19 protein-coding genes and 1 pseudogene are annotated in these 19,319 nt (G+C 67.5%); 8 read left to right on the forward strand and 12 right to left on the reverse strand.

All coding sequences use genetic code 11. The features are described from left to right. Window positions 1-122 precede the first annotated feature (122 nt). Window positions 123-728 carry a nitroreductase family protein gene (locus ACFIMZ_RS02620; RefSeq protein ID WP_431821269.1) on the forward strand — a complete coding sequence of 202 codons (606 nt, stop codon included), beginning with the start codon at window positions 123-125 and terminating at the stop codon, window positions 726-728. Window positions 729-949: 221 nt separating this feature from the next. Continuing rightward, window positions 950-2,200, forward strand: a complete 1,251-nt coding sequence (locus ACFIMZ_RS02625) for an Hsp70 family protein (RefSeq protein ID WP_431821270.1) — start codon at window positions 950-952, stop codon at window positions 2,198-2,200. 75 nt (window positions 2,201-2,275) lie between these two features. Here ACFIMZ_RS02625 and ACFIMZ_RS02630 read toward each other — a convergent pair whose 3' ends face one another. Next, window positions 2,276-2,479, reverse strand: coding sequence for a cold-shock protein (locus ACFIMZ_RS02630; protein WP_006400508.1), 204 nt, complete (start codon window positions 2,477-2,479; stop codon window positions 2,276-2,278). 421 nt (window positions 2,480-2,900) lie between these two features. Between ACFIMZ_RS02630 and ACFIMZ_RS02635 the strand changes: the two genes are divergently transcribed. Then, window positions 2,901-4,499, forward strand: coding sequence for an APC family permease (locus tag ACFIMZ_RS02635; RefSeq protein ID WP_431821271.1), 1,599 nt, complete (start codon window positions 2,901-2,903; stop codon window positions 4,497-4,499). 98 nt (window positions 4,500-4,597) lie between these two features. Here the strand turns inward: ACFIMZ_RS02635 and ACFIMZ_RS02640 are convergent, their stop codons facing one another. The 7 genes from ACFIMZ_RS02640 to ACFIMZ_RS02670 all read right to left on the reverse strand — a co-directional run bounded on the left by ACFIMZ_RS02640 (window position 4,598) and on the right by ACFIMZ_RS02670 (window position 10,702). Next, complete coding sequence (locus ACFIMZ_RS02640) at window positions 4,598-5,389, reverse strand: DODA-type extradiol aromatic ring-opening family dioxygenase (protein WP_431821272.1); 792 nt, start codon at window positions 5,387-5,389, stop codon at window positions 4,598-4,600. A gap of 222 nt (window positions 5,390-5,611) precedes the next feature. Further along, a complete protein-coding gene (locus tag ACFIMZ_RS02645) occupies window positions 5,612-6,208 on the reverse strand; it encodes a UbiX family flavin prenyltransferase (protein WP_431821273.1) in 597 nt (198 codons plus the stop codon). A 13-nt stretch (window positions 6,209-6,221) separates the two neighbouring features. Beyond that, window positions 6,222-6,533: a Grx4 family monothiol glutaredoxin gene (grxD, locus tag ACFIMZ_RS02650; protein WP_010092833.1), complete on the reverse strand. Its 312-nt coding sequence runs from the start codon at window positions 6,531-6,533 to the stop codon at window positions 6,222-6,224. A gap of 67 nt (window positions 6,534-6,600) precedes the next feature. Next, window positions 6,601-7,443, reverse strand: a complete 843-nt coding sequence (gene prmC, locus ACFIMZ_RS02655) for a peptide chain release factor N(5)-glutamine methyltransferase (protein WP_431821274.1) — start codon at window positions 7,441-7,443, stop codon at window positions 6,601-6,603. Between the two features lie 8 nt (window positions 7,444-7,451). Continuing rightward, complete coding sequence (prfA, locus tag ACFIMZ_RS02660; protein WP_084900302.1) at window positions 7,452-8,534, reverse strand: peptide chain release factor 1; 1,083 nt, start codon at window positions 8,532-8,534, stop codon at window positions 7,452-7,454. A gap of 81 nt (window positions 8,535-8,615) precedes the next feature. After that, window positions 8,616-9,914 carry a glutamyl-tRNA reductase gene (gene hemA, locus ACFIMZ_RS02665; protein WP_431821275.1) on the reverse strand — a complete coding sequence of 433 codons (1,299 nt, stop codon included), beginning with the start codon at window positions 9,912-9,914 and terminating at the stop codon, window positions 8,616-8,618. A 26-nt stretch (window positions 9,915-9,940) separates the two neighbouring features. Further along, entirely contained in the window at window positions 9,941-10,702 is a 762-nt protein-coding gene (locus tag ACFIMZ_RS02670) for a response regulator transcription factor (protein WP_431821276.1), read from the reverse strand. A gap of 176 nt (window positions 10,703-10,878) precedes the next feature. Here ACFIMZ_RS02670 and ACFIMZ_RS02675 point away from each other — a divergent pair, with 176 nt between their 5' ends. Genes ACFIMZ_RS02675 through ACFIMZ_RS02690 form a run of 4 tightly spaced genes read left to right on the forward strand, consistent with a single transcriptional unit; the run spans window position 10,879 to window position 14,190 of the window. Continuing rightward, window positions 10,879-11,133, forward strand: coding sequence for a hypothetical protein (locus ACFIMZ_RS02675; protein WP_431821277.1), 255 nt, complete (start codon window positions 10,879-10,881; stop codon window positions 11,131-11,133). Window positions 11,134-11,151: 18 nt separating this feature from the next. Then, window positions 11,152-12,966, forward strand: a complete 1,815-nt coding sequence (locus ACFIMZ_RS02680; RefSeq protein WP_431821278.1) for an aminopeptidase P family protein — start codon at window positions 11,152-11,154, stop codon at window positions 12,964-12,966. A gap of 52 nt (window positions 12,967-13,018) precedes the next feature. Continuing rightward, entirely contained in the window at window positions 13,019-13,570 is a 552-nt protein-coding gene (locus ACFIMZ_RS02685) for a cysteine hydrolase family protein (protein ID WP_431821279.1), read from the forward strand. Beyond that, complete coding sequence (locus ACFIMZ_RS02690) at window positions 13,567-14,190, forward strand: HAD-IA family hydrolase (RefSeq protein ID WP_431821280.1); 624 nt, start codon at window positions 13,567-13,569, stop codon at window positions 14,188-14,190. The genes ACFIMZ_RS02685 and ACFIMZ_RS02690 overlap by 4 nt, the downstream gene beginning before the upstream one ends. Window positions 14,191-14,321: 131 nt before the next feature. Here ACFIMZ_RS02690 and ettA read toward each other — a convergent pair whose 3' ends face one another. The 3 genes and pseudogenes from ettA to ACFIMZ_RS02705 all read right to left on the reverse strand — a co-directional run. Continuing rightward, window positions 14,322-15,989, reverse strand: a complete 1,668-nt coding sequence (gene ettA, locus ACFIMZ_RS02695) for an energy-dependent translational throttle protein EttA (protein WP_431821281.1) — start codon at window positions 15,987-15,989, stop codon at window positions 14,322-14,324. 178 nt (window positions 15,990-16,167) lie between these two features. Then, window positions 16,168-16,488: a DUF3761 domain-containing protein gene (locus tag ACFIMZ_RS02700; protein ID WP_431821282.1), complete on the reverse strand. Its 321-nt coding sequence runs from the start codon at window positions 16,486-16,488 to the stop codon at window positions 16,168-16,170. A gap of 130 nt (window positions 16,489-16,618) precedes the next feature. After that, window positions 16,619-16,717: pseudogene (locus tag ACFIMZ_RS02705) on the reverse strand (transcriptional regulator GcvA); the annotation flags it as partial. A gap of 537 nt (window positions 16,718-17,254) precedes the next feature. Here ACFIMZ_RS02705 and gabP point away from each other — a divergent pair. Then, window positions 17,255-18,649, forward strand: coding sequence for a GABA permease (gene gabP / locus ACFIMZ_RS02710; RefSeq protein WP_431821283.1), 1,395 nt, complete (start codon window positions 17,255-17,257; stop codon window positions 18,647-18,649). Window positions 18,650-18,737: 88 nt separating this feature from the next. Here gabP and ACFIMZ_RS02715 read toward each other — a convergent pair whose 3' ends face one another. After that, a complete protein-coding gene (locus ACFIMZ_RS02715) occupies window positions 18,738-19,160 on the reverse strand; it encodes a hypothetical protein (protein WP_431822414.1) in 423 nt (140 codons plus the stop codon). Between the last annotated feature and the right edge of the window lie 159 nt (window positions 19,161-19,319).

Below are 19,319 nucleotides of genomic sequence, written 5' to 3' on the forward strand. Positions count from 1 at the left end.
CCGGCAACGCAGGTTTGGCGATTTGCATTGATCGGCAGGGGCGGGCGCGCCGGCGCGCAACCGGTTATGCTTGCGGTTCGCCGGGCGTTCGCGCCCTTTCATCGATATCAGCGAGGATCCGCATGTCGGTCAAACCTGCTCCTACTACTGTTTCGATTCACGAATTGATCGCGGGCCGCTGGAGCCCGCGCGCCTATTCGAACGCGCCGGTCAGCGCCGAGCACCTGCGCGCGGTGCTGGAGGCGGCGCGCTGGGCGCCGTCGGCCTACAACGCGCAGCCGTGGCGCTTCATCGTGTTCGATCGCACGCGCGACGAGGTCGCATTCAAGCGCGCGTTCGCGACGCTGGTGCCGTTCAACCAGGGCTGGAATGCGCCGGCGCCGGTGCTGATCGCGGTGGCCGCGCATACGCTCACGCAGAAGGGCGAGCCGGCGCCGACCGCGCTGTACGACGCGGGCGCGGCCGCGCTGTCGCTGGTGCTGCAGGCGCATGCGCTGGGGCTCGCGGCGCACCAGATGAGCGGCTTCGACGCAAATGCGTTCCGCGACGCGTTCGCGATTCCCGAGGATGTCGCGATCCCGGCGCTGATCTCGATCGGCCATTATGGGGACGCCGACAAGCTCGATCCGGTGCTGCGCGATCGCGAGAAGGCGCCGCGCACGCGTCATCCGATCGGCGACGTGGTGTACGCGGGCGCGTGGAAGAAGGGCTTCGAGACGGCGGCCTGACGCGAAGGCCCGTCGGCCGGGCCGAAGCTCACGCTTGAGCGTCGGCCCGGGCAAGCCGCGGCAAGGGCTCGCGACGCCCGCCCGACGGGCGTTGTGGCCCCGAATTCATCGGGCCGGCCCATCCCGGCACTGCGCGCCGCTTGCGGTTGTGATCCCGCGGGCTTCATGTTAAAAAGCCCGTCCTTTCCGTTTTCGCGCCGGCCATGCGGCGGCACCTTCCCATGACTTACTGCGCGATCGACTTCGGCACGTCCAATTCCGCTGTGGCGCTGCCCGACGGCGACGGCATGCGGCTCGCGCCCGTCGAGGGCGACCACCTGACGCTGCCGACCGCCATTTTCTTCAACAACGACGAGGAGACGGTCGAATACGGCCGCGCGGCGCTCGCGTCCTACATCGACGGCTTCGACGGACGCCTGATGCGCTCGATGAAGAGCATCCTCGGCTCGCCGCTGGCGGAGACGACGACCGATCTCGGCGACGGCTCCGCGATCGCGTACACGGAAATCATCGCGCGCTTCCTCACGCACCTGAAGCGCAAGGCGGAAGCCCGCTCGGGCGCGCCGATCGGTCGCGCGGTGCTCGGCCGGCCGGTGTTCTTCGTCGACGACGACCCGCGCGCCGACCGTCTCGCGCAGGATCAGCTCGAAGCGGCTGCGCGCGCGGTCGGCTTTGCCGATGTGCATTTCCAGTACGAGCCGATCGCCGCCGCGTTCGACTACGAGTCGCGCCAGCGCGACGAGCGGCTGGTGCTCGTCGCCGACATCGGCGGCGGCACGTCCGACTTCTCGCTGGTGCGGGTCGGCCCGCAGCGGATGGCGCGCCTCGAGCGCAAGGACGACGTGCTCGCGCACCACGGCGTGCACGTCGCCGGCACCGACTACGACCGCCGCGTCGAGCTGTCCGCGATCCTGCCGGCGTTCGGCTACCGCTCGCTCGACCCGGAAGGGCGCGAGCTGCCGAACCGGACCTATTTCGATCTTGCGACCTGGCACCTGATCAACACGGTCTATACGCCGAAGCGGCTCGGCGAGCTGAAGCTGATGAAGCACCTGTACGTCGACGCGCGGCACTTCGAGCGGCTCGCGCGAGTGGTCGAGCTGCGGCTCGGCCATGCGCTGATGGCGCGTGCCGAAGAAGCGAAGATCGGCGTCGCGGCGGGCGGGGAGACGATGATCGACCTGAACGACGTCGAGGAGGACCTGCAGATCGCGTTCGACGCGGACCGGCTGGTCGACGCGAGCCGCGACGACACCGCGCGGATCGTCGACGCCGCGCGCGAGACGGTGCGGCTCGCCGGCGTGGCGCCGCGCGACGTCGGCGCGCTGTACTTCACGGGCGGCTCGACCGGGCTGGCGTTCCTGTCGGGCGCGCTCGCGGCGGCGTTCGCGGATGCGCAGCCGGTGTTCGGCGACCGGCTGGCGAGCGTGGCGACCGGTCTCGGCATCCACGCGCAGCGCCTGTTCGGCTGAGCGCCGCCGGCGACGAAACAAAAAAAGCCCCGCCGAAGCGGGGCTTTTTCTTTCAGACGAATTCTCGCGCTGAACTTACAGCGGGCGAATGTTCGCAGCTTGCAGACCCTTCGGGCCCGTCTTCACTTCGAATTCGACCTTCTGGTTTTCTTGCAGCGTCTTGAAGCCTTCGACGCGGATTTCCGAGAAGTGCGCGAACAGATCGTCGCCGCCGCCTTCCGGGGTGATGAAGCCGAAGCCCTTAGCGTCATTGAACCACTTGACGGTACCGGTTGCCATGTTACTTGTTCCTAAAAAGATAAAACGGGGCCGAAGCCCATTGGGCGCGGAAATTCAAGGAAGGGGTAATGGGACCAACCGGAGTACCGTTGATGGGCGAACTACGAAAGAACCAATTCACTCGCCGCTTGAAATCCTGCGTGGATCTTTATACGGCGAATTCGCCGCGCGGTCAACCGGATTTCCATGTACTCAGGGTTATTCCGAGTTTGGAGCTTACAAATATTGCGGTTTTCCCGGATTTTTTGTAGGGGCCAATCGATTTTGGCGCAATTGTACAGGTGCAACCGTTAAACTACGCGCCGCGTGGACCGGGTTGCTCCGACCGAGTGATCCGTCCCCCCAAGAATGCGTGCGCGGTGCAGTTCGAGCCGATCCCGGGCTGCGGACCGACCATGCTTTTTGAGACACAGGAGAGGATGTGAAGAGTTCTATTCAACGGAACATCGGCCCGTTTGCACTGATGCTGACGGGGCTGGGTTCGATTATCGGCTCGGGCTGGCTGTTCGGCGCCTGGAAAGCCGCGAAGATCGCCGGCCCGGCGGCGATCTGCGCATGGATCATCGGCGCGGTCGTGATTCTCGCGATTGCGCTGACGTACGCCGAACTGGGCGCGATGTTCCCCGAGTCGGGCGGCATGGTGCGCTACGCGCGCTACTCGCACGGGTCGCTGGTGGGCTTCATCAGCGCATGGGCGAACTGGATCGCGATCGTGTCGGTGATTCCGATCGAGGCCGAGGCGTCGATCCAGTACATGAGCACGTGGCCGTATGACTGGGCGCACAGCCTGTTCGTGAACGGAGAGCTGACGACACCGGGCCTGCTGCTGTCGGCCGTGCTCGTCGTCATCTACTTCCTGCTGAACTACTGGGGCGTGAAGGCGTTCGCGCGCGCGAACACGGCGATCACGATCTTCAAGTTCCTGATCCCCGGCCTGACGATCGCCGGCCTGATGCTGTCGAGCTTCCATTCGGAGAACCTCGGCATGGCGACGAACGACAGCTTCGCGCCGTACGGCTGGTCGGCGGTGCTGACCGCGGTCGCGACGAGCGGCATCGTGTTCGCGTTCAACGGCTTCCAGAGCCCGGTGAACCTCGCCGGCGAAGCGCGCAATCCGTCGCGCAGCGTGCCGTTCGCGGTGATCTCGTCGATCCTGATCGCGCTCGTGATCTACGTGCTGCTGCAGGTCGCGTACATCGGCTCGGTGAATCCGGCCGACGTCGCAAAGGGCTGGGCGCACTTCAACTTCTCGTCGCCGTTCGCCGAGCTGGCGATCGCGCTGAACCTGAACTGGCTCGCGATCATGCTGTACGTCGACGCGTTCATCAGCCCGAGCGGCACCGGCACGACCTACATGGCGACCACGACCCGCATGATCTATGCGATGGAGCGCAACAACACGATGCCGAAGATGTTCGGCAACGTGCACCCGCTGTACGGCGTGCCGCGCCAGGCGATGTGGTTCAACCTGCTGGTCTCGTTCATCTTCCTGTTCTTCTTCCGCGGCTGGAGCTCGCTCGCGGCGGTGATCTCGGTCGCGACGGTGATCTCGTACCTGACCGGCCCGATCAGCCTGATGGCGCTGCGCCGCGCGGCGACCGACATCGAGCGTCCGCTGTCGATCCCGCTGATGAAGCTGATCGCGCCGTTCGCGTTCGTCTGCGCGTCGCTGATCCTGTACTGGGCGAAGTGGCCGCTGACCGGCGAAATCATCCTGCTGATGATCGTCGCGCTGCCGGTGTACTTCTACTTCCAGGCCAAGGCGGGCTGGAGCGGCTGGGGCCGCGACCTGAAGGCCGCATGGTGGCTCGTCGCCTACCTGCCGACGATGGCCGTGCTGTCGCTGATCGGCAGCAAGGAGTTCGGCGGCCACGGTGTCCTGCCGTACGGCTGGGACATGGTCATCGTGGCGGCGATCTCGCTGGTGTTCTACTTCTGGGGCGTGAACACGGGCTACCGCACCGAGTATCTCGACGAGCGCGAAACGCGCGACGAGATCCTCGAAGGGATCGGCGCCTGACGCATGCCGACCTGCCGCCGGAATCGGCGGCGGCAGGGGACGGAAAAAAGCCCGTTCGAGCCTGGCTCGAACGGGCTTTTTGTTTGGGCGGGCGCCGGTCAGTCGTTCGCGCCGGCGAACACGTAGTTCGTCATCGCCAGCACGCGCTGGTAGGTGCCGAGCGACTGGATGCCGAGCCGGTAATCGTCGTCCGCGGCGCCGAGCGCCGCGAACACCGGCAGCAGGTGCTCGTCGGTCGGGTGCATCAGCACCGCGTGCGGCGCCTGGCGGCGATAGTCGAGCAGCGCGTCGAGGTCGCGCGCGGCAAGCTTCGCCTCGAACCAGTCGGTGAATTCGGCGACGCGCGGGTCGGCATCCTCGGGCGCCGCGCCGAAATCCGCCGCGCGCAGGTTGTGCGTGATCTGGCCGGAGCCGATCACCATCACGCCCTCGTCGCGCAGCGGCCGCAACGCGCGGCCGAGCGCGAAGTGATGCGCGGCATCCGCGCGCGGCTGGATCGACAGCTGCGCGACCGGCACGTCGGCGTTCGGGAACATCAGCAGCATCGGCACCCACGCGCCGTGATCGAGCCCGTGCTCGACCGTTTGGGTTGTGATGCCCGCCCCGTTCAGCAGGTCGGCCGCGCGTTCGGCGACGTCCGGCGCACCCGGCGCCGGATACCGGATCTCGTACAGCGCGCGCGGAAAGCCGTAGAAGTCGTGGATCGTTTCCGGCTGCCGCGCGATGCTCGCGACCGGCTGCTGCGTGCCCCAGTGCGCGGACAGCATCAGCACCGCGCGCGGGCGCGGCAACTCGGCGCCGAGGTGCGTGAACGCGCCGGACGGCAACGTCGGATCGATCGGCAGCGTCGGCGCGCCGTGGGACAGGTAGAGCGAAGGCAAGCGGTTCATGGTGGTGGCCCTGCGATGAGGTTGCCTGTGACTATAGGCTCACACCTGTCGTTGATAAATCCGCGCATGCGAATTAGATTCGATCTTGATTGTTGATAATTGACGGGCGTTACGGGGCCATGAAGCAAGCGCCGGCGAGAATCGACGAACTTGGCTGAGAATGCCGGGTGAAGCGGGTGGAGTGGGCGAAGAACGGCGAAGGGGCGCGTTGGGCGCGCGCCGTTACTGCGCGTGCCGGATGCCTTCCCAGGGCGTCGTCAGCGGCGCGCTGAGCGCGAACAGGTCGAGCACGCGCGCGACCGTCTGGTCGACGAGCTCCTCGATCGTTTTCGGCATCGCGTAGAAGGCCGGCAGCGGCGGGAAGACGATGCCGCCCATCTCGGTGACGGCGGTCATGTTGCGCAGATGCGCGAGGTTGAACGGCGTCTCGCGCACCATCAGCACGAGGCGGCGGCGTTCTTTCAGCGTGACGTCGGCGGCGCGGGTGATCAGGTTGTCCGACAGCCCGTGCGCGACGCTCGCGAGCGTCTTCATCGAGCACGGCGCGATCACCATTCCGTCGGTCGCGAACGAGCCGGACGCGATCGTCGCGCCGACGTCGCGCACCGCATGCACGACGTCCGCGCGGCGCTCGACGTCGGCCTTCGACAGCTTCAGTTCGTGCTGGATGTTGAGCCAGCCGGCGCTCGAAATCAGCAGATGCGTTTCGACGCCGCCGGCGGCGCGCAGCATGTCGAGCAGCCGCACGCCGTAGATCGCGCCGGTGGCGCCGGTGATCGCGACGATCAGGCGGCGTGGCGGCGCGCTGCGGAGTTCCATCGGGGGAGGGGGATTACGCGGCGGCGAACAGTTGCTGCAGCTCGCCCGACTGGTACATCTCCATCATGATGTCCGAGCCGCCGACGAACTCGCCCTTCACGTACAGCTGCGGGATGGTCGGCCAGTTCGAGAATTCCTTGATGCCCTGGCGGATTTCTTCGTCTTCGAGGACGTTGACCGTCTTGAACTGGTCGACGCCGCAGGCCTTCAGGACCTGGACTGCGCGGCCCGAGAAGCCGCACATCGGGAATTGCGCGGTGCCCTTCATGAAGAGCACGACCTGGTTTTCGTCGACGATTTGCTTGATACGTTGTTGGGTGTCCATGACTGACCTTGCATTAGCGGGGCGTTAGAACGAAATGATAGCGGATTTCAACCGGGCGGGCCGGCCGTCAGCCGGGCCGCCGGCCGCCTGTCGTGCGCTCGATCGCGGCGAGATCGACCAGCGATTCGACCGCGACGAAGCCATGCGCGGCAAGCAGCGCGCGCACCGCTTCGGCCTGGTCGTAGCCGTGCTCGATCCACAGCGTGCCGCCCGGCTTCAGGCGCGCGCCGGCGCCGGCGACGATCGCGCGGATCGCGGTGAGGCCGTCCGCGTCGTCGGTGAGCGCGCCGCGCGGCTCGAAGCGCAGGTCGCCCTGCGACAGGTGCGGGTCGTGCTGCGCGATGTACGGCGGGTTGCTGACGATCGCGTCGAATGCAAGCGCCGGATCGAGCGCCGCGTACCAGTCGCTTTGCAGCCAATGCAGCGGCCCGCCGGGGCGGTGCGCGTCGAGCAGCTTGTCCGCGTTGCGCCGCGCGACGGCGAGCGCTTCGCCCGAGCGGTCGAGCGCCCACACGCGTGCATCGGGCCGCTCGGCCGCGATCGACACCGCGATCGCGCCGCTGCCGGTGCCGAGATCGAGCACGGCCGGATGCGGGATTCCGTCGATCGCATCGAGCGCCGCTTCGACGAGCAATTCGGTTTCCGGGCGCGGAATCAGCACGCTCGGCGTCACGTCGAACGGCCGGCCGAAGAATTCGCGCATGCCGACCAGCTGCGCGACCGGCTCGCCGGCGGTGCGGCGCGCCTCGAGCGCGAGATAGCGTTCGACGGCGGCCGCGTCGAGCGGCTCGTCGGCGCGCGTGATCAGCTGCGTGCGCGTCCAGCCGAGCGCATGCGCGAGCAGCACGCGCGCGTCGACCGGGTCGAGCGGCGACGCGCGCAGCAGGTCGAGGGCGGTCGTGGCGCTCATCGCGTGCCTCAGTCGGCGTCGCCGAGCGACGCGAGCTGCTCGGCCTGATGCTCGCTGACGAGCACCGCAATCAGCTCGTCGAGGTCGCCGTCCATGATCGCTTCGAGCCTGTAGAGCGTCAGGTTGATCCGGTGATCGGTCATCCGGCCCTGCGGGAAGTTGTACGTGCGGATCCGTTCGGAGCGGTCGCCGGAGCCGATCAGGCTCTTGCGCGTCGCGGCTTCCTTCGCGTGCTGCTCGTGATACTGCTTGTCCTTGATCCGCGCGGCGAGCACCTTCAGCGCGCGATCCTTGTTCTTGTGCTGCGAACGGTCGTCCTGGCACTCGACGACGATGCCGGTCGGCAGGTGCGTGACGCGCACCGCCGAATCGGTCTTGTTGATGTGCTGACCGCCTGCGCCGGACGCGCGGAACGTGTCGATCCGCAGGTCGGCCGGATTGATCTCGACCTCGCCGATCTCGTCGGCTTCCGGCATCACCGCAACCGTGCACGCGGACGTGTGGATGCGCCCCTGCGTCTCGGTCGCCGGCACGCGCTGCACGCGATGGCCGCCCGATTCGAACTTCAGGCGCGAGTACGCGCCCTGGCCCGCGATCCGCACGATCACTTCCTTGTAGCCGCCCAGATCCGACGCGCTCTCCGACATCATCTCGACCTGCCAGCGCTGGCGCTCCGCGAAGCGCAGGTACATGCGCAGCAGGTCGCCCGCGAACAGCGCGGATTCGTCGCCGCCGGTGCCCGCGCGGATTTCGAGGAAGATGTTGCGGTCGTCGTTCGGGTCCTTCGGCAGCAGCATCTTCTGCAGCTCGACCTCGAGCTGGACCATCCGGTCGCGCGCGCTGCGAATCTCGTCTTCGGCGAAGTCGCGCATCGACGCATCGCCGAGCAGCTCCTGCGCCGCCGCTTCATCGCTGAGCGACTGGCGCCACAGCGCGTATTGCCCGACGACCGGGTCGAGCTCCGCGTGCTCGCGGGTCAGTTTGCGGTACTGGTCGAGATCGGCCGTGACGTTCTCGCGGCTCAGCAGGTCGTTCAGTTCGGCCAGCCGTGTGGAAAGCTGGTCGAGCTTGCGTTGCATGCTCGTCTTCATGATGTGGAGCGGCGCTCCCGGGCAAGGTATTCGGAAAGGATAGGCCGGCTGGCGAGCCGGCGGCGCGGCGATCGGTCGGCGCTAGTGGCCTGACTGGTCGTTCGAGCGCGGCGCGTGCTGGTAGAAGCCGCGCATCAGGTCGATCAGCGAATCGCGGTCGGCGCCGTTCACGCGGTTGAGCGCGCTCGTCGGGCCGTGGATCAGCTTGTTGGTCAGCGCCTGCGAAAGCGCTTCGAGCACCGCGGCCGGATCGTCGCCGCGCGTGAGCATCTTCTGGGCCTTCTCGACTTCGGCGCGGCGCAGCGAGTCGGCCTGCGTATGCATGTGGCGGATCACCGGCACGACGCTGCGCGTGTCGAGCCACTGCATGAAATTCTGCACGCGCGTCTCGATGATCGCCTCGGCCTGCGCGACCGCGGCCTGGCGCGACGCGTTGCCTTCGCGCACGATCGCGCCGAGATCGTCGACCGTGTAGAGGAACACGTCCTTCAGCTTGCCGACTTCGGGCTCGATGTCGCGCGGCACGGCCAGGTCGACCATGAAGATCGGCCGGTGGCGGCGCGCCTTGACCGCGCGCTCGACCGCGCCGAGGCCGATGATCGGCAGCGTCGACGCGGTGCACGACACGATGATGTCGAACTCCTGCATCCGTGCCGGCAGGTCCGACAGCGGCATCGCGCGGCCGTTGAAGCGTTCGGCGAGCTTCTGGCCGCGCTCGGCGGTGCGGTTCGCGACGACGAGCTCTCGCGGGCCTTGCGCGGCGAAGTGCGTCGCGCACAGCTCGATCATTTCGCCGGCGCCGATGAACAGCACGCGCTGGTCGGCCACGTTTTCGAAGATGCGCTGCGCGAGGCGCACCGCGGCGGCAGCCATCGACACCGACTGCGCGCCGATTTCGGTCGTGCCGCGCACTTCCTTCGCGACCGCGAAGGTGCGCTGGAACAGCTGGTTCAGGTAGGTGCCGAGCGCGCCGGCTTCCGACGCGGTGCGCACCGCGTCCTTCAGCTGGCCGAGGATCTGGGTTTCGCCGAGCACCATCGAGTCGAGGCCCGACGCGACGCGGAATGCGTGCCGGACCGCTTCCGACTGCGGCAGCGCGTACAGGTGCGGCGCGAGTTCGTCGACCGGAATCCGGTGATACTCCGACAGCCAGCGCACCGCGCCCTCGCGCGCCGCACGGTCGTCGGTCGCGCAGTAGAGTTCGGTGCGGTTGCAGGTGGAGAGGATCGCCGCTTCGGGCGTGTTGGGCGCCTGGGGGCCGAGGAACACGCTCTTGAACGTCGCGAGAGCCGGCTTGATCTGCTCGAGCGGAAACGCCACGCGTTCGCGCAGGGCGACAGGCGCAGTGTGGTGATTGATTCCGATCGTGAGGAGTTGCATATCAAGGGCTATCGTTTAGCCTCATATTATAGCGTTTCAGCGATTTCCTCACTCGACGCGTATCGGGCGTCCGCGAGACTGGGGCGGCGATTCGGGGGTTCGATCGGTACCTGGTCGAGCTGATAGCCGTAGCCGTAGAGCGGCAGCAGCCGGTAGCCGTGCTCCGGGAGCAGCCGCAGCTTGCTGCGCAGCCGGGATGCGTGGGTGTCGAGGGTGCGCGACTTTGTGTCGCGCCGGCGCGCCCAGACCGTTTCGAGGATATGGGCGCGCGACACCGGGCGGGACAGGTTCGCGAACAGCAGCAGCGCGAAGCGGAATTCCTTCGGCGTGAGCGACACGACCTCGTCGCCGAAGCGCACGAGGCAGTGCGTGGCGTCGAATGCGTATTCTCCATACGTATCGCGCGAGCGGTTCGGCGGGCGCCGGACGCCCGCGCGCCGCATCAGCGCGTTGACGCGCGCGAGCAGTTCGGGGCCGCTCACCGGTCTGGCGATGCAGTCGTCGGCGCCCGCGTGCAGGCACGACACGATCTCGCTTTCGCGCGGCATGCGCATCACGGCGATCGCGGGCAGGCCGGGCAGGAGCGCGCGGGCGAGGGGAATGACTTCCTCGGCGGGCTGGTCGCCGGCCCAGTCGCCGGTGATCAGCAGGTCGCAGGTTTCGGTGGCGAGCCACTCGAGGCACCGCGCGCTGGAAGGGAACGGGTGGCAGAGGTGTCCGCCCGCGAAGAGGAGGCGATTCATCAGCGCTGCATGACGCGCATCCGGATCGATCAGAGCGATTCGCATGGGAATTTCTTCATTACGACAGCCGGTGAGCGCTTGCCATGGCGTCGGGTCGGCCCCTAAACTCGAATGTTGCGCGGCAAGTACCCTGCTGATCTCGGGTTCGATGGATAAGTCGATGCTAGCCGCAGGAGTCGTTCACGCCTATGGGACGAATCTGAAATTGTTTGGGGCGTTGAATGAACTGGTTTGGAATCATCGTTCTGGGAACGGCCGTCGGGTTGTTCGGCAGGGGGCTGCACCCGTTGCGGCGCACCGGCCGGCCGACGTGGTGGGTCGTGGCGCTCGTCGGCATCGCCGGCGCGGCCGCCGCCAAGATGGCCGGCAATCTCTCGGGACTCTTTTATGACGGCGAGACGCTCGAATGGCCGGTCTGCACCGGCGTTGCGTTCATCGCCGTGGCCTTGACGGTCGCGCTGGCGGCTCGTCGCTGATTGCCCGCAGGTGAAATCATGAATGCCCGTTTTCCTGAAGACTCGTCGGCGCCGGCGCGTCTCGCGCTGTTGCGCGGCGCGATGGCCCGCGAGAACCTGGCCGCGTATCTCGTGCCGTCCGCCGATCCCCACCTGTCCGAATACCTGCCCGAGCGCTGGCAGGCGCGCCGCTGGCTGTCGGGCTTCACGGGCTCGGTCGGCACGCTCGTCGTCACCGCCGATTTCGCGGGGCTGTGGGTCGACAGCCGCTATTGGGTGCAGGCCGACGCGGAACTGGCCGGCAGCGGCGTGCAGCTGATGAAGATGACGGGCGGCCAGCAGAGCGCGCCGCACGTCGACTGGCTCGCGCAGAACGTGCCGGCCGGCGCGACCGTCGGCGTCGACGGCGCGGTGCTCGGCATGGCGGCGGCGCGCGCGCTGTCCGCCGCGCTGAGCGCGCGCGGCATCGCGCTGCGCACCGATCTCGACCTGCTCGACGCGATCTGGCCCGAGCGGCCGGGGTTGCCCGACGATGCGGTGTTCGAGCACGCCGCGCCGCAGGCCGACACGACGCGCGCGAGCAAGCTCGCCGACGTGCGCCGCGCGATGCGCGCGCAGGGCGCGCAGTGGCATTTCGTGTCGACGCTCGACGATCTCGCGTGGCTCTTCAACCTGCGCGGCGCGGACGTCAGCTTCAATCCGGTATTCGTTGCGCACGCACTGATCGGCGCTGACGGCGCGACGCTGTTCGTGGCCGGCGGCAAGGTGTCGCCGGCGCTTGCCGCATCCCTCGCGCAGGACGGCGTCGACGTGCGGGCGTACGACGCCGCGCGCGCGGCGCTCGCGGCGCTGCCCGACGGCGCGACGCTGCTGATCGACCCGCGCCGCGTGACCTACGGCACCCTCGAGGCGGTGCCGGCCGGCGTAAAGCTCGTCGAGGCGGTGAATCCGTCGACGTTCGCGAAATCGCGCAAGACGTCCGCCGAGATCGAGCACGTGCGCGTGACGATGGAGCACGACGGCGCGGCGCTTGCCGAATTCTTCGCATGGTTCGAGCAGGCGGTGAATCGCGAGACGATCACCGAGCTGACGATCGACGAGCAGCTCACGGCCGCGCGCGCGCGCCGTCCGGGCTACGTGTCGCCGAGCTTCGCGACGATCGCCGGCTTCAACGCGAACGGCGCGATGCCCCATTACCGCGCGACGCCGGAGTCGCACGCGACGATCGCCGGCGACGGCCTGCTGCTGATCGATTCGGGCGGCCAGTACGTGAGCGGCACGACCGACATCACGCGCGTCGTGCCGGTCGGCAGGGTCGGCGACCTGCAGCGGCGCGACTTCACGATCGTGCTGAAGTCGATGATGGCGCTGTCGCGCGCGCGTTTCCCGCGCGGCATCCGCTCGCCGATGCTCGACGCGATCGCGCGCGCGCCGATGTGGGCGGCCGGGCTCGACTACGGCCACGGCACCGGTCACGGCGTCGGCTATTTCCTGAACGTGCACGAAGGCCCGCAGGTGATCTCGCATTACGCGCCGGCCGAGCCGTATACCGCGATGGAAGAGGGGATGATCACGTCGATCGAGCCGGGCCTGTACCGGCCCGGCAAGTGGGGCATCCGGATCGAGAACCTGGTCGTCAACCGCGCGGCGGGGCAGACCGAGTTCGGCGATTTCCTCGCATTCGAGACGCTGACGCTGTGCCCGATCGACACGCGTTGCGTGCTCGTCGAAATGCTGCACGAGGAAGAGCGCGCGTGGCTCAACACGTACCATGCGACGGTGCGCGAGCGCGTCGGCCGGCACGTGAGCGGCGACGCGAAGGCATGGCTGGAGGCCCGCACGCAGCCGATCTGATGCGGGGCGCGAGCGGTTTCCGGTCGAACGACAATCACATCGAGGGCGAAAGATGGCGGACACGGCAGTCCTGGTGATCGACATGCAGCGCGGGCTGGTGCAGCGGGCGAAGCCCGCCTGCCGGCTCGACGACGTGGTGGCAGGCATCAACCGGTTGACGGCGGCGGCGCGGGCCGCGGGTGCGCCCGTCTGCTTCGTGCAGCACGACGGCGACGCGGACGACGACATCGTGCCCGGCACGCCGGGCTGGGAACTGCATGCGGATCTCGCGACCGCGGACGGCGACTGGCGCATTCGCAAGTGTGTCGGCGATGCGTTCCATGAGACGCCGCTCGCGGCGCAACTCGACCGCCACGGCATTCGTTCGGTGCTGATCTGCGGCTATGCGACCGAGTTCTGCGTCGATTCGGCGGCCCGCCGCGCGGCGCTGCTCGGCTACCGGACGACCGTCGTGTCCGATCTGCATACGACGAACGAGCGCGCGCACCTGACGGCCGCGCAGATCGTCGCGCATCATCATTTCATCTGGGCAAACAATTCGTTGTCGGGCAACGCGGTGACGCCGCGTCCGCTCGCCGACGTGCTCGCCACGGAGTTCGCATGACGATCAAGGCAGTCGTGTTCGATTTCGGCGGGGTGCTGATCGACTGGAGCCCGGAGTATCTGTACAAACAGCTGATCCCGGACGACGCCGAGCGCCGCCGGTTCCTGACGCACGTGTGCGGGATGGACTGGGTGATCAGGCAGGACGGCGGGCAGACGATCGACGAAGGTACGGCTGAACGCGTCGCGAAGTTTCCGGAACACGAGACGCTGATCCGCGCGTTCTATGCGCGCTGGCACGAGATGATCGGCGGCGTGCTCGCGGAGGGCGTTGCGCTCGTCGACCGGCTCGACGCGCAGGGGATGCCGATCTTCGGGCTCACGAACTGGTCGGCGCAGACGTTCCCGTATGCGTGGGAGCGCTTCCCGGTGTTGCGGCGCTTCAAGGACATCGTCGTGTCGGGCCGCGTGAAGCTCGTGAAGCCCGATCCGGCGATCTACCGCGAGATGCATGCGCGGATCGAGCCGCATCTGCCGGGCATCGCGCCGCACGAGCTGGTGTTCATCGACGACAACGCGAAGAACGCCGCCGCCGCGACGGCGCTCGGCTGGCACGGCATTCACCACACGAGCGGCGCGGCCACCGAGGCGCGGCTGCGCGAACTGGGCGCGCTCGCGTAGGCGGCGGGCGAGCGGCCGTCAGATGGAAAAAGCGGGCCCAAGGCCCGCTTTTGCGTTTTGCCGATCCACGGCAGCCACCCTCGGCGCCCGGCCCCGCGTTGTCGCCGGGCAGGGCGTCCGGGCCGCGCCGGTCAGCGGCTGATCGGCTTGTAGCGGAGGCGGTGCGGCTTCGCGGCTTCCTCGCCGAGGCGCGCGCGCTTGTCGGCCTCGTACTCCTGGTAGTTGCCGTCGAAGAACGTCACCTGCGAATCGCCTTCGAACGACAGGATGTGCGTCGCGATCCGGTCGAGGAACCAGCGATCGTGCGAGATCACCATCACCGAGCCCGCGAATTCGAGCAGCGCGTCTTCCAGCGCACGCAGCGTTTCGACGTCGAGGTCGTTCGACGGTTCGTCGAGCAGCAGCATGTTGCCGCCCGCGATCAGCGTCTTCGCGAGGTGCAGGCGGCCGCGTTCGCCGCCGGACAGGTTGCCGACGATCTTCTGCTGGTCGCCGCCCTTGAAGTTGAAGCGGCCGATGTACGCGCGCGACGGCGTCTCGTACTTGCCGACCGTCAGGATGTCTGCGCCGCCCGAAATTTCCTCGAACACCGTCTTCGAGCCGTCGAGCGCGTCACGGCTCTGGTCGACGTACGCGAGCTTGACCGTCGGGCCCATCACGATCTCGCCCGAATCCGGCTGCTCCTTGCCCGTCAGCATGCGGAACAGCGTCGACTTGCCGGCGCCGTTCGGGCCGATGATGCCGACGATCGCGCCGGCCGGGATCTTGAAGTTCAGGTTGTCGATCAGCAGGCGGTCGCCGTACGCCTTGCTGACGTTCTTGAACTCGATCACTTCATTGCCGAGGCGGTCGCCGACCGGAATGAAGATTTCCTGCGTCTCGTTGCGCTTCTGGTATTCCTGGCTGTTCAGCTCCTCGAAGCGCGCGATACGCGCCTTCGACTTCGCCTGGCGGCCCTTCGGGTTCTGGCGCACCCACTCCAGTTCCTTCTTGATCGCCTTCTGGCGCGCCGATTCCGACGCTTCTTCCTGCTTCAGGCGCTCTTCCTTCTGGTCGAGCCAGCTGCTGTAGTTGCCCTTCCACGGAATGCCGTGGCCACGGTCGAGCTCGAGAATCCACTCGGCCGCGTTGTCGAGGAAGTAGCGATCGTGCGTGACCGCGACGACGGTGCCCGGGAAGCGCACCAGGAACTGCTCGAGCCAGTCGACCGATTCGGCGTCGAGGTGGTTGGTCGGTTCGTCGAGCAGCAGCATGTCGGGCTTCTCGAGCAGCAGCTTGCACAGTGCGACGCGGCGCTTCTCGCCGCCCGACAGGTGTTCGATCTTCGCGTCCCACGGCGGCAGGCGCAGCGCGTCGGCGGCCACTTCGAGCTGCTGCTCGGGGCTGCCGCCGTCGCTCGACGCGAGGATCGCTTCGTACTTCGCCTGCTCGGCCGCGAGCGCGTCGAAGTCGGCGTCCGGCTCGGCATACGCCGCGTAGATCTCTTCGAGCTTCTTGTTGGCCTGGAACAGGTCGCCGAGACCTTCCTCGACGGCTTCGCGCACCGTCTTCGTCGGGTCGAGCTGCGGTTCCTGCGGCAGGTAGCCGATGTTCAGGTTCGGCATCGGCGTCGCTTCGCCTTCGATGTCCTTGTCGACGCCCGCCATGATGCGGATCAGCGTCGACTTGCCCGAGCCGTTCAGGCCGAGCACGCCGATCTTCGCGCCGGGAAAGAACGACAGCGAGATGTCCTTCAGGATCTGGCGCTTGGGCGGCACGATCTTGCCGACCCGGTTCATCGTGAATACGTATTGGGCCATGTGGGTGTGAGAGTCAGAAGTTGGGGCCGCCGCTCGGCGAACTCGCGTGGCGGCGTCGGGTGATTCGGTACGGAGCGTGCCGCGTGATGTGCGGCGGTGTCGCCGCGTGTCGGCGGCGAGACCGGCTATTGTACTTCGCCGCCGGCCGGCGCTGGCGCGGCGCGGCCGCTCCGCGAGGTCAGAGCCAGGCGGCGACCCCGCCGTGCCCCGAGCACGTGCCGCGCCGGTGGCGGCTGAAACTGTACGTGCCGTCGCGGCAGCGCGCGCTTGCGCCTTCGGGGACGCGGCCCGATTTCGAGCGGGCCGGCGCATGCACGGTTTCGCCGTCGCGGTTCCGGTACGTGTCGTGGCGGTCGAGGTCGGCTTCGTTGCCGGAGGTCTGCGGCGCGCGATAGGCGAACGCGTGGTGCGGGGCGACGGCGGCGCACGCGATCAGCAGCGCGATCGACAGTCGCGCGAGCCGTGTGGTGTGCGTGATGCGCAAGGCGGGCAAGGGCATGGTCTCTCTCGGTTCTTGGTATCGGGCGCGCGACGGCGGCGGGCCGCGCGCGCCAGCATGGTAGCCGAGCCGGCGTGAACCAGGGCGTGACGCCGCCCAAGTCCAGACGCAGCCAACGATGCGCCGGCGATGCCGCGGCCGACATGTCGGCAGCTCTTTCGGCATGGGCCGCCTCGAGAATCCAGCGGCGGAACGCGGCGACCTTCAGCCGCTCCGCGTGATGCGGCGGCGTTTGTCGCATGAGCAGCCGCCTGCGATTTCGCGGCCCTCGACGCGTTCGCGCCGGTGTTCGGCGTGCTCGACGCGAGCATCGCGTTCGGCACGCTGTGGCCCGACGTGTACTGCGTGACCGATCACGACGTCGGCTGGCCGATCGTGCCGGTACGCCTGTCGGCCGCGCATCTTCGCGCTTTGCGCGGCCGCCGCCGGACGGCACGCCTGTTGCATCGGTTCCCGTCGATGCAACAAGTGGTTCTATCGAAATTCATCAATTGGTTCTTAGTTGCGAACCGTTTGATGCTTACACTCCATCGCTTCGAAGGCGGCCGAACACAATGCCGACGGAAGGGCGCCGCGATGCGTCGATACGCATCGCACCCGCAGTTTCGCAGACCTGCGTGGCGCACCCTGTCCGAGCGGCCGAGAATCCGGCCTCGGGTCGACGTGCGACGCACGCCGCGCCGAGTCCGGATCGAGAACGACAATCCCCGCCGCCGCCTTCAAGCGATACCCGGTCATACCGGAACCGTTTTATGGAGAGAGACACATGAATGGAAGCAAGTCAGGGCTCGGTACCGGCCTGAAGCAACGCCACGTGACGATGCTGTCGATTGCGGGCGTGATCGGCGCGGGGTTGTTCGTCGGCTCCGGCCACGCGATCGCGGAAGCCGGCCCGGCATCGCTGATCGCCTACGCGATCGCGGGCGCGCTGGTCGTGCTGGTGATGCGGATGCTGGGCGAAATGGCCGTCGCGCATCCGGACAGCGGCTCGTTCTCGACCTACGCCGATCGCGCGATCGGCCACTGGGCGGGCTTCTCGATCGGCTGGCTGTACTGGTGGTTCTGGGTGCTCGTGATCCCGATCGAGGCGACCGCCGCCGCGACCATTCTCAATGCCTGGTTCCCGGGCGTCGCCACGTGGATCTTCGCGCTCGGCATCACGTCCGTGCTGACGCTCACCAACCTCTTCTCCGTCAAGCATTACGGCGAGTTCGAATTCTGGTTCGCGCTGATCAAGGTCGTCGCGATCGTCGTGTTCCTCGCGATCGGCGGCGCGGCGATCGTCGGGCTGCTGCCGGTGCCGAGCGTATCGGGCGTGTCGAACCTGTTCGCGCACGAGGGCTTCATGCCGAAGGGCAGCGGCGCGGTGCTCGCGGCGATGCTGACGACGATGTTCTCGTTCCTCGGCACCGAGATCGTCACGATCGCGGCCGCCGAATCGGACAACCCGCAACGCCAGATCGTGCGGGCCACCAATTCGGTGATCTGGCGCATCACGCTGTTCTACCTCGGCTCGATCCTCGTCGTCGCGGCGATCGTGCCGTGGAACGATCCGCTGCTGCCGAAGCACGGTTCGTATCAGCGCGCGATGGAACTGATCGGCATTCCGCACGCGAAGGCGATCATCGACGTGATCGTGCTGGTATCGGTCGCGAGCTGCCTGAACTCGGCGCTGTACACCGCATCGCGGATGCTGTTCTCGCTGTCGAAGCGCCAGGATGCGCCCGCGTTCCTGCATCGCACCGATTCGACCGGCACGCCGCGCGCGGCGGTGCTCGCGTCGACCGCGTTCGGCTTCGTGACCGTGATCGCGAACTACCTGATGCCGGAGCAGGTGTTCGGCTTCCTGCTCGCGACGTCGGGCGCGATCGCGCTGCTCGTGTATCTCGTGATCGCGATCTCGCAGCTGCGGATGCGCCGGATCCTCGAAACCAGCGGCGCGAACCTGACGCTGCGGATGTGGATGTTCCCGTGGCTCACGTGGGCGGTGATCGTGTTCATCTGCGGCACGCTGACCGTGATGCTGGTGAGCGAGGATCACCGGATGGAAGTGGGCGCGACGGCGGTGCTTGCGCTGATCGTGCTGGCCGCGTCGTGGCTCAACCGGCGGGCGCGGGTGGCGCGCGAACCGGCGGGGAGGGTGTCGGCGAGCCTGCGGTAAGAGGCGCAGCCCCGGCGGGCGCCGGGGCAGGTCATGCGGGGCAGCAGGACGGAAGGCGCGAATGCCTGGCGTCCTGCTGCCCCGGGCGTCATTGCGTCCGTTTCAGGAACACGACATTGGGCTGCGCGCCCGGCATGGGGCCGCTCGGATAGTAGCCGCACTTCGACGGATCGGTGGCATAGCCAACGGGCTGCCAGTTGGCCGGCCACGAGAAATTCCAGCAGGCGGAGATCGTCGATCCCACGGGCATGTCATTGAAATACGTCATTTCCTTCCAATTGGGACCCGGGAGTCCGCCGGGCGGAATGCACAGTGAATTACTTCGCTGATTGGTTTCGATCCAGCCCGATGCAATCTGGGTGGGAAAGCCGGCGACGACGTGCGTGCGGTAATCATAAAAACACGCGGACACGGTCGGCGCGCCGTTCTGCCCGACGCCCGGGGTGAGCCCGACCGCCGCGGGATTGGGGATCCCGGGGAGGGATTGTGCGTACAGCGGCGCTGCATGCATGCACAACACGGCCAGCGCGACGGAAGCACCTCGGAATGGGTTGTGATGATTTTTCATCGGTCAGCCCCTTATATGATTGATCGTATAAAGCGACTTCATCGCCTCCGCATTTTTTTGTGTGCACGTGCGGGAGGCGGGATATTGTACCGGCGGATTATG

Origin of the sequence: Burkholderia sp. F1 (assembly GCF_050813845.1) — a bacterium.
GTDB classification, from domain to species: Bacteria; Pseudomonadota; Gammaproteobacteria; order Burkholderiales; family Burkholderiaceae; genus Burkholderia; species Burkholderia ubonensis.